Raw genomic sequence first — 9,784 nt, forward strand, 5'->3', positions numbered from 1 at the left:
ACTCCGATCGGCATGGACAAGTATCCGGGCACACCGCTGCCGACGGCCTTGCTGCGTCCCGATCTATGGGTCGCCGAGATCGTCTATTTCCCGCTGGAAACCGCACTGCTGCGCGCGGCCCGTACCCTCGGCTGCCGCACGGTCGACGGTGGCGGCATGGCGATCTTCCAGGGCACCGAAGCTTTCCGCCTGTTCACGGGCGTTTCACCCGATCCAGACGTCTTCTTCTCAACTTTCGCATCCCTGGGAGGGTGACACCCGGCCGATGGGCGAGCGGCACGCACAACGCCCGAGAGGAAACGCAAGATGGGCTATACGCTCGATTTCTCGGTGGTTTGGCATGCCATGCCCGCGCTGCTGTGGGGGTGCGTGGGCACGTTAGGTCTGGCGCTTGCCGGCATGACACTGGCGATGATCATCGGCGTCGCCGGCGTCGCGGCACGCGATTCGAAGGCGGCCTGGTTACGTGCCATCGTGATCGGCTTCGTCGAGATCGTGCGCAATACGCCTTTCCTGGTGCAGATCTTCTTTCTGTTCTTTGCACTGCCGCTCATCGGATTGAAGCTCAATCCGACCGCCACCGCCATTATTGCACTCGGCGTGAATGGAGGCGCGTACGCCATCGAGATCATCCGTGGCGGCGTGCAGTCTGTTCACCAGGGACAGGTTGAGGCCGGCTACGCGCTCGGATTGCACAAAGGACAAGTGTTTCGTTTCATTGTACTCAAGCCCGCGCTTCGCGCGATCTACCCGTCGCTCACGGGGCAGTTCATCATGCTGACGCTGACCTCGTCGATCTGTTCGGCCGTCTCCGCCGATGAATTGACGTCGGTTGCGCAGCGCATCGAAAGCGACTCATTCCGCAGCTTCGAGGTCTATTTCTTCGTCACCTTCCTCTACCTCGCGATCTCCTGGCTGCTGATGTCGGGCTTCGCGATCATCTCCCACCGCTTCTTCTCATATCCGACGCGCTGAGAAGGACAGATCATGACACCGCATTTCGGTCTTCCCGAGTTCGGCTTCCTCCTGCGTGGTCTGCAGTGGACGGTGCTGCTGACGCTGGTTGCATTCGTCGGTGGCTGTACCGCCGGCCTGATCGTCGCACTGTTGCGCACCTGCGGTCGCACGACTGTGGAATGGATGGTCCGGATCTATATCGTTATCTTCCAGGGCACACCGCTGCTGCTGCAACTGTTTGTGGTGTACTACGGCTTGGCGCTCCTCGGATTGAAGCTGTCAGCATTCGTTGCGGTGGCGATCGGGTTCACCGTCAACGCCTCGGCTTTTCTCGGCGAGATCTGGCGCGGCGCAATCCAGGCCGTGCCTCGCGGTCAGACCGAGGCCGCAATGGCGCTCGGTCTACATTATTCCTGGCGCATGCGCGACATCGTGCTGCCGCAAGCTATTCGCATCTCGCTGCCGGCGACCATCGGCTATCTCGTGCAACTCATCAAGGGCACCTCGCTCGCCGCCATTGTCGGCTTCATCGAACTCGCCCGCGCCGGTCAAATCGTATCGAACCAGACCTACCAGCCGTTGCTGGTCTTCGGCGTGGTTGGCGCGATGTATTTCATCCTCTGCTGGCCACTCTCATGGTGGGGCAGCCGGATGGAGGCCAGGCTCGCCCTGGCCAATCAAAGGTAGGAACGGCGCACCTGCCCAATCAAATACAGCCATCACCAGGAGGAGATACTCATGTTGTTTTCACTCAATCGCCGCCAGGTCGGCATTGCGCTGCTGACTCTGTCGGCCATCGTTGTCGCAGGCGGCTCGCAGGCGGGCACTCTGGAAGACGTGAAGAAGAAGGGCGTCGTCGTCATCGGCATTCAGGGCGATAATGCGCCTTGGGGCTTTGTCGACAGCTCGGGAAAGCAGGAGGGCATCGATGCCGACATGGGGCGTGCCTTCGCTGAATTCCTTGGCGTGAGGGCCGAGTTCGCGCCTCTGGCCGTTGCCAATCGTATCCCGGCACTGACCACAGGCCGTGTGGACATCCTGTTCGCGACCATGGCCATGCTGCCGGAGCGTGCGAAGGCAGTGCAGTATTCCAAGCCGTATGTCGCCAATGAGATTACGCTTGTCGCGGCCCAGGCGACGCTGATCAACAGCAATGCTGATATGGGCAAATATGTCATCGGTGTCCCGCGCTCCTCGACGCAAGATACGCAGGTCACCAACAACGCCCCGTCCGGGACCGAAATCCGCAGATTCGACGATGACGCGGCCACGATACAGGCGCTGCTCTCTGGCCAGGTCCAGGCCGTCGGTGCGAACTTGTTTTACCCGCAGCGTCTGAATGCCGCGAAACCGGAGCTCGGGTTCGAACCGAAGCTTCATTTCTCCGCTCTATACAACGGCGCATGCACGCGCCTGGGAGACAAGGAGTGGAACGAGACGGTCAACAAGTTCATCGACCAGATCAAGTCGAACGGCAAGCTGGCCGCCTTCTACGCCAAATGGATGAAGGTGCCGGTCCCGGTTTTCCCCGACACGGTCCCCGGCGTTCCTTTCGCCGTTCAGTAGTCCCTGCGAGCGGCCGACGCGCGATCCGCGTTGGCCGCCGCCCGACAGCGGAGGCCAGCATGCAGGACCAGATTCTGATCGAAATGAAGCGTGTGCAGAAGTGGTACGGCGGGTACCAAGCTCTCCGCGATGTCGATCTCACCGTGCGCAAGGGCGAGAAGATCGTGCTCTGCGGTCCGTCCGGTTCGGGCAAGTCGACGCTAATCCGCTGTATCAACCGCCTGGAGGCGATCCAGCAGGGCAGTATCGTGGTGAACGGTCATCGGCTGGACGACAGCATCAAGGCCATCGATGTCGTACGTCAGGACGTCGGGATGGTTTTTTCAGAGCTTCAACCTTTTTCCGCATATGACGGTGTTGCAGAACTGCATGCTCGCCCCCATTCGCGCGCGCCGCATCGGCAAGGCCGAGGCAGAGGCGACCGCGCGAAAATACCTCGAGCGCGTGCGCATTGGTGAACAGGCCGAGAAGTATCCAGCTCAGCTTTCGGGTGGTCAGCAACAGCGCGTCGCAATTGCGCGCGCGCTATGCATGCAGCCCAAGGTGATGCTATTTGACGAGCCGACCTCGGCTCTCGATCCTGAGATGGTCAAGGAGGTGCTCGATACGATGATAGGCCTCGCCAACGACGGCATGACCATGATTTGCGTCACGCACGAGATGGGCTTTGCCCGCCAGGTTGCGGATCGTGTGATCTTCATGGCTGAAGGCCAGATCATCGAAGAAGGCGCGCCCGAGGCGTTCTTCCGCAATCCAGAGCATGCCCGCACCAGGCAGTTTCTTGGCGAGATCCTTGCCCATCACTGAATGGAGGTCTTTCGTGAGTCGTCTTGTCTACGTCCTCAACGGACCAAATCTCAATTTGCTCGGCAAGCGCCAGCCCCATATCTATGGTCACGAGACGCTCGCGGATGTGGACCGAGATTGCCGTGCGCTGGCCGGGGAGCTCGGCCTGGAGATTCGCTTTCACCAGTCGAACAGGGAATACGAGCTGATCGACTGGATCCACGAGGCGCGCGAGACGGCTGCCGGGATCGTGATGAATCCAGCGGCTTTCACCCATACGTCAGTCGCCATCCTGGATGCGCTGAACACATTCGAGGGGACAGTGATCGAGGTGCACATTTCCAACGTGCACAAGCGCGAGGAATTCCGTCACCATTCGTTTGTCTCCAAACGGGCTGATGGGGTCATCGCAGGCTTCGGCACCCAGGGCTATCTGCTCGGCTTGCGTCGCGTGGCCAAGCTGCTTGATGAGAGCAAGGGATAGCATCGTATGAGTGCACCCGTCCGCCTGTCGCTGATGGGAGCGGGTCTCATCGGCAAGCGACACGTCGAGCACATTCTCGCGCGGCCGGAGGCGGTACTGTCGTCGATCGTCGATCCGATGCCGGCGGCCCGAGAGTTGGCGGCGTCGCCGAAGGTGGACTGGTTTCCGTCCTTTCAGGACATGCTGTCCGAAAATCGGCCGGAGGGGGTGGTTGTCGCCAACCCCTAATCAGATGCATGTAGCCAACGGCATGGATTGTATCGCAGCTCGCATCCCGGCGCTCATCGAGAAGCCGTTAGCGGATGACGTCGTCGCTGCACATGCACTGGTCGAAGCCTCCGAGCGGGCGGGCGTGCCGCTGCTTACCGGCCATCATCGCCGCCACAACCCGATGATTCAGCGCGCTAGGGCGGAGATCGAAAGGGGCCGGCTGGGCCAGATCGTGTCGGTGCATGGCATGTTCTGGCTGATCAAGCCGGACGACTATTTCGATGTGGCCTGGCGTCGCGAGAGAGGGGCGGGTCCCGTTTTCCTGAATCTCATCCACGATGTCGACCTGCTACGGTACCTCTGTGGGGATATCGTGGCGGTGCAAGCGGCCCAATCCAATCGGCTGCGTGGAAATGAGGTTGAAGAGACGGCGTTGATCCTCTCACTTCGCCTCCGGCGCATTGGGAACGGTCAATGTCTCCGATACCATCCAGTCGCCCTGGAGCTGGGAATTCACCGCCGGTGAGAACTCGGCCTACAGTCATACGCAGGAGAGTTGCTACCAGATCGGCGGCACGAGGGCATCGCTGGCTATTCCGCAACTCGATCTATGGCATCATCCTAGCAAGGCCAGCTGGTGGGCGCCGATTGAGCGCGAGCGGCTGAGCTACGAGAACGAAGACCCGCTTGCTCTGCAGATCGCCAATTTCTGCGGAGTCATCCGCGGTACGGCCGAGCCTGTGGTGAGCGGGCGCGAAGGGCTGAAAACCCTCACAGTCGACGCGGTCAAACGCGCGGCGGAAACCGGAGATGGAACGTCCGCATCTTTTTCTGAGCCTGATGACCACCAGCCGAAATCTTGCGGTTGCTGCCTGACGACCGCTTGTGGCCCGAAGGCGAAGATCGGCATGGTGTCCCGGACGTCGGCAGTCGAGGCCAGACCAGACATCGCAGAGACGCGCGTGAATCGACGCGAATGCCCCGATTCGGGCAGGAAGCGACAAAGTCACTGATGATCGAGGTAGATCGGCAACCCTGCGTCTCCCGAGGCATGACGCGGTCTGTCACTTGCCTGCCCTGTCGCTTGCAGGTGATTACTTTAAGTATTCGGTGAAAGTTCCTGCAGAGTCGATTGCAGCGCACCAGGCGAATACCACGGCCGGGCCGATCATTGTACCGGGTCCTGGGTACATGCCGCGGAAAATGGAAGATGAATCGTTACCAACGGCATACAGCCCTGGTATGATTCTATCGTCGTGAGACATCACCCGAGCGCGAGCGTCCGTTCGCAAGCCGGCGCTGCTGGCGAGATCTGATGGCCATACGGCAACGGCATAATACGGACCTGGGCCGATCCGCCGGAGACAAGGGTTCGGCTTGTTGTCGGGATCGCCATTGAACCTATTCAATTCGCTGGTACCTCGGCCAAACTCCTCATCGATCCCCGCTTCGGCGTAGCGGTTGTATCGCTTCACGGTCGAAGCAAGCTGGTCGGCGTCAGTGCCGATCTGTTGAGCCAACTCTTCGATCGTCTGACCTTCAAGCAGATAACCGGCTTGCAGGTAGGAGGTCAGGCTTCTGGTTCCTGGGTGAACCAGCCCGATTCCAAAATCCCTGATGAAGGTTCTGTCGCAGATCAGGAAGGCCGGCGTCGCCGCAGCATTCGACGCCAGCATCGCGGCGACGAAGTCGTGGTAGGAATTAGCCTCGTTGACGAAGCGTCGCCCTGACCTGTTGACGGCGAGTAGTCCCGGCTTGGCACGATCGAGCAGGATATGGGGGAAGACTGAAAGGCGGCCGTCCGTCTGCCTCATGACAGAACTCGGCATCCACAGGGCCGGACTATCGAGGCCGCGCTCCAGGCCGGCGCCGATGCGCTCCCCGGCCAGGATGCCATCGCCAGTATTGCTCGATGGCGCGAGCGAGTAGCGGCGCGCCGCGTGCGGAAACAGCCGTTCGCGGAGCTCTCGGCTCCAGCCAATCCCTCCGGTTGCGAGCACCACGCCCTTGTGGGCGCGTATGGCCAGCTGTCCGTTTGGTGATGAGAGGACAGCCCCTACGATCGCACCGCGGTCGCTGATCAACTCGCTCAACCCCGTCTCAAAGCGAAGAGTGACATTGGCGCGCCGAATGCTGTCAAAAAGTCGAGCCACAAGCGCATTGCCCATAATCAGGCGTGTGCCGCGCCTGTAGTTGACACGATCCAGCGCATACCGGGTGAGCAGACCTGCGGCATGCCGAAAACTGGACCAGTCGCGGAAAGGCGCCAATAGCGGCGGAATGTCCGCCTTCCCAACCATCATCCCGCCGAGAACCATGAATTCGCGGCGTGGCGGTCTGATCCGGGCGAAGTCGTCTCCGAGCTCGCGTCCGTCAAACGGAACTGCTCCGAGTGCGCGGCCGGCGATCGCGGCACCCGGAAGGTCTTTGTAGTCGGGATGGACTGGGGGCGCCGCGAACCGGACGCTCGTTTTCTGTTCGAGATAGTCGAGCACGATCGGACCCGCCTTGAGATACATGTCCAGGCGTTGGTCGGTCGCGTGCTCGCCGAGCATTGCAGCAAGATAGGTGCGGGCGCCCTCGGGCGTATCAGGCTTTCCGGTGAGCCGTCCTTGCCGACTACCCGGGATCCAGACGGTGCCGGCGGAGGTTGCGGTCGTGCCGCCCACCATGTCCGACTTCTCGCAGAGGATAACCTGAAGCCCTTCGAGGGCGGCCACAAGTGCGGCCGTCATGCCCGCCGCACCGGCGCCGATGACTAGGAGATCGGTCTCACCGTCCCAGGAGTGATTGGCTTGCACCATCCCAAGCCGCCTTCTTTCACGTCGCGCGCGCCCTCTCGACAATGACCTTGGCCGCTGCCAGCGCTCGGCGCGCCCGCGCTTCGGCGTCTATGGTCTTTGCCAATCGAACGGTCGGAACCTCGACACTGATCGTCAGACTGTCCGGCATCGCCTTAGTCAAGCTGACCAGATCGATGCCACCCTCGCCCGGAAACATGCGCTCCTCGCGCGCGGCATGGATGAGCTGTTCCGTGTTCAGCGGGCGCTCGGCCGGGCCGTCGCAGATCTGCCAATAATGAAGACGATCGGTGGGGATGGAGCGAAGGTCCGCAAGCGAGCTTCGCGATCGATCAAAATGCAGCGCGTCGACTAGAATGCCGGCCGCGGGATGAGCGAGGTCGCTGACGAGCCGCAGCGCTGTCCGCAGATCTGGAACGCTAGTCCATGGCATGAACTCGAGGTCGGACGTGAGGCCATACTCCGCTCCAGCTTCGCAAAACTGCCGGTAGCGTTCCTCGAACCTTGCCAGATCTGGATCATAGGATGCGACAAGGATGTGCTTGGCCCCGAGGCGGGCCCCGGCCTCGAAGAAGGGGGCGAAAAAGGCAATGTCGGTGTCCGGTCTGAACGCAACGACCTCGAGATCGGCGACGGTTATTCCCGTCGACTGCAACCGTTGCAAAGTTGCCCGTAGCAGCGGTGCATCGTCCATCAGGCGATATGCAACTCCGCCAGGCGTTGCGGGTAACAGCCTCAGTCCTACTTTGTCGTAGCCGCAACGGGCCGCGAGTTCAATCATCTCGGGAGGTGCCAGCTCGAGCACGGTCAGCGCAGCGAGAGAGAACATGGCCATTAGCCGAAATCCGCAATGCGGGCCTCGAGCGCAAACATTCCCAAATAGACTTCCGGCTCGCTGGCCCGGCCCATGACGTCAGGAGCTACCGTCCGCGCCTGCTGCAAAGCAGCCCGCAAGGAGGTAGCGTCGAGCGCCTCGATCACCAGAAGACCCGAGAAAAAGCCCTCATCCTTCCGCATGCCCTTTTCAATTGTCTGCACCGATGTCCGCGCCTGGTCGGTCGCGCCGATCTGGACGGCGGCGACCCCATCGCAGGCTACAAGCGCGTCGGCGAGGTTTTGCGGGCTGGCTGGCAGCTTTTCGATCCGCTGCGCCGTGATCGTGGCTCCCTCGCCCCGTCCTGCGCGCGCCACCATAACGCCGCCGCCGCGCATGAAATTGCCGAGCTTCGGCATGATGCGCTGTGACCACGGCGTCGGTGCGTTGAGGCGCGCCAGATAGGCCTCGCCGTCGAGCACTTCGGGTGCTTCCAGCTCATACAAAATGAAGAAGCGGTTGATGTCGTCCCTTGCCGCCCGGAACACACGCGATGCCAGGAATCCCCTCGTTGTCACGCGCTCGGTCGTGTGCTCACGCGTCAACCAGTGCCGGTAATTGGTCAGGTCGTGTGCCTCGACGTCGCTCCAGATGGCGAGAAATCCTCTGCCGCGCATCCCGCCCTCCATGCCTACGCTCTGCTGCCGGCCGCAAGCCCGTGCAGAGCCGACGGAATGGTACCAGGCAATTGCCCCAGCCGCTGCGCGGCGGCCAGGATCGCAGCAAGATAGCCATAAGGACCCAGGCCGCAAATGACCGCCGTGCAGGCACTCGAGGTGATGGAGTGGCGGTGCAGCTCGTCCCGCGCGTGAATGTTCGAGATATGCACCTCGATCTTCACGCCCTCGAAGATCTTCAGCGCATCGATCAGCGCGATCGAGGTAAATGAATAGGCCGCGGGATTTATGATGATGGCATCCGCGTTGCCATGGGCGGACTGGATCAGGCTGACGAGTTCGCCCTCTATGTTCGATTGATGGAACGACATCGAAACTCCGAGCTGATCGGCCAGCACCTGGCAGCTCGCCTCGATCTGCTCAAGCGTCGTCGAGCCGTAGATGTGAGGCTCGCGGATGCCGAGGAAATTGAGATTGGGTCCATTGAGAATCATGATTTGAGCGGCCATTTTGTCCCTCTTGTCCTTTGCCAACGCGCGACTAGCCGCCAAACCACTTTGCCGGGATCGTCACCAACCCCGGGAACAGCACCATCGCGAACAGGACGATGAGTTGCGCGATCATGAAGGGCCAGACACCCTTGATGATATCCTCCATGCTGATCCTGGAGACGCCGCAGACGACATTGAGCACGATGCCCACCGGGGGCGTGATCAAGCCGATGGCATTGTTGATGATGAAGAGCACGCCGAAATAGACGGGGTCGATGCCTGCCGCCTTGACGATCGGCATCAGGATCGGTGTGAGAATGAGGATCGTCGGCGTCATGTCGAGCGCCGTCCCCACGATGACAACCACGACCATGATCGCGAGCATCAGCAGCGTCTTGTCGCCCATGAAGGGCTTCAACAGGGTCACGACCTGTGCGGATATCTCCGACACGGTGATGAGCCAGGATGATACCAGCGCCGCAGCAACCAGGAACATGACGATGCTCGTCGTCACGGCAGAGGAGACGAAGATCGCGTAGAGCTGCGAAAGTTTCAGCTCGCGGTAGACGCAGGTCGCCACGAACAGGGAGTAGACGGCGACGACCACCGCGGCTTCCGTGGGCGTGAAGATGCCGAAACGCAGGCCGACCACGATGATGACCGGCAGCATCAGCGCCCAGAAACCGTCGACGACGGCCTTGACGATCTCCGACCACGAGGCCCGTGGCGGCGGCGAAAGGTTCTCTTTCCGCACCACCCACGCCCAGGCCAGACAAAGCCCTGCGCCGAGCAGCAGCCCCGGCACGATGCCAGCCAGAAACAGTTTCGAGATAGATACGCCCGCGGCGACGCCGAAGATGACGAAGCCGATGCTGGGAGGGATGACGGGAGCAATGATGCCGCCCGCCGCCACGAGGCCCGCCGCATAGGACTTCTTGTGCCCCGCCGCCACCATCATGGGCACCAGAAGGGCCGCGAGCGCCGCTGCATCGGCAGGC

General features: G+C 61.4%; 9 protein-coding genes and 3 pseudogenes. 7 read left to right on the forward strand and 5 right to left on the reverse strand.

The annotated features are described in order from the left end of the window. The 7 genes and pseudogenes from IC66_RS0125965 to IC66_RS0125995 form a co-directional block, all read left to right on the forward strand. Window positions 1–255: pseudogene (locus tag IC66_RS0125965) on the forward strand (shikimate dehydrogenase); the annotation flags it as partial. Window positions 256–306: 51 nt separating this feature from the next. After that, window positions 307–975: an amino acid ABC transporter permease gene (locus tag IC66_RS0125970; protein WP_028142355.1), complete on the forward strand. Its 669-nt coding sequence runs from the start codon at window positions 307–309 to the stop codon at window positions 973–975. Window positions 976–987: 12 nt separating this feature from the next. Beyond that, the gene (locus tag IC66_RS0125975; protein ID WP_028142356.1) at window positions 988–1,644 is read left to right on the forward strand and encodes an amino acid ABC transporter permease; all 657 of its coding nucleotides are present in this window, start codon (window positions 988–990) and stop codon (window positions 1,642–1,644) included. 51 nt (window positions 1,645–1,695) lie between these two features. Continuing rightward, on the forward strand, window positions 1,696–2,523 hold the full coding sequence (locus IC66_RS0125980) for a transporter substrate-binding domain-containing protein (protein ID WP_038949619.1): 828 nt from the start codon (window positions 1,696–1,698) through the stop codon (window positions 2,521–2,523). 83 nt (window positions 2,524–2,606) lie between these two features. Beyond that, a pseudogene (locus IC66_RS0125985) lies at window positions 2,607–3,330 on the forward strand (amino acid ABC transporter ATP-binding protein). Window positions 3,331–3,343: 13 nt separating this feature from the next. After that, a complete protein-coding gene (aroQ, locus tag IC66_RS0125990) occupies window positions 3,344–3,793 on the forward strand; it encodes a type II 3-dehydroquinate dehydratase (protein ID WP_028142359.1) in 450 nt (149 codons plus the stop codon). A 6-nt stretch (window positions 3,794–3,799) separates the two neighbouring features. After that, window positions 3,800–4,815, forward strand: a pseudogene (locus IC66_RS0125995) (Gfo/Idh/MocA family protein); the annotation flags it as partial. A 282-nt stretch (window positions 4,816–5,097) separates the two neighbouring features. Here IC66_RS0125995 and IC66_RS0126000 read toward each other — a convergent pair. The 5 genes from IC66_RS0126000 to IC66_RS0126020 form a co-directional block, all read right to left on the reverse strand. Next, window positions 5,098–6,807, reverse strand: coding sequence for an FAD-dependent oxidoreductase (locus tag IC66_RS0126000; RefSeq protein ID WP_028142360.1), 1,710 nt, complete (start codon window positions 6,805–6,807; stop codon window positions 5,098–5,100). 16 nt (window positions 6,808–6,823) lie between these two features. Then, window positions 6,824–7,639, reverse strand: a complete 816-nt coding sequence (locus tag IC66_RS0126005) for a sugar phosphate isomerase/epimerase family protein (RefSeq protein ID WP_028142361.1) — start codon at window positions 7,637–7,639, stop codon at window positions 6,824–6,826. Next, the gene (locus tag IC66_RS0126010) at window positions 7,639–8,307 is read right to left on the reverse strand and encodes a hypothetical protein (protein WP_240536517.1); all 669 of its coding nucleotides are present in this window, start codon (window positions 8,305–8,307) and stop codon (window positions 7,639–7,641) included. The genes IC66_RS0126005 and IC66_RS0126010 overlap by 1 nt, the downstream gene beginning before the upstream one ends. A gap of 2 nt (window positions 8,308–8,309) precedes the next feature. Beyond that, window positions 8,310–8,804, reverse strand: a complete 495-nt coding sequence (locus tag IC66_RS0126015; protein WP_028142363.1) for a type II 3-dehydroquinate dehydratase — start codon at window positions 8,802–8,804, stop codon at window positions 8,310–8,312. A gap of 31 nt (window positions 8,805–8,835) precedes the next feature. Further along, the coding region (locus IC66_RS0126020) for a TRAP transporter large permease (protein ID WP_038949620.1) at window positions 8,836–9,784 on the reverse strand (949 nt) is incomplete at its 5' end.

Source organism: Bradyrhizobium genomosp. III (assembly GCF_000261705.1).
Taxonomy (GTDB): Bacteria; Pseudomonadota; Alphaproteobacteria; order Rhizobiales; family Xanthobacteraceae; genus Bradyrhizobium; species Bradyrhizobium ottawaense.

Bases quoted from the DNA above. Each gene is read 5' to 3' on its own strand.
- IC66_RS0125970 (WP_028142355.1), top strand. From the start codon at position 307: ATGGGCTATACGCTCGATTTCTCGGTGGTTTGGCATGCCATGCCCGCG.
- IC66_RS0125975 (WP_028142356.1), top strand. From the start codon at position 988: ATGACACCGCATTTCGGTCTTCCCGAGTTCGGCTTCCTCCTGCGTGGT.
- IC66_RS0125980 (WP_038949619.1), top strand. From the start codon at position 1,696: ATGTTGTTTTCACTCAATCGCCGCCAGGTCGGCATTGCGCTGCTGACT.
- IC66_RS0126000 (WP_028142360.1), bottom strand. From the start codon at position 6,807: ATGGTGCAAGCCAATCACTCCTGGGACGGTGAGACCGATCTCCTAGTC.
- IC66_RS0126005 (WP_028142361.1), bottom strand. From the start codon at position 7,639: ATGGCCATGTTCTCTCTCGCTGCGCTGACCGTGCTCGAGCTGGCACCT.
- IC66_RS0126010 (WP_240536517.1), bottom strand. From the start codon at position 8,307: ATGGAGGGCGGGATGCGCGGCAGAGGATTTCTCGCCATCTGGAGCGAC.
- IC66_RS0126015 (WP_028142363.1), bottom strand. From the start codon at position 8,804: ATGGCCGCTCAAATCATGATTCTCAATGGACCCAATCTCAATTTCCTC.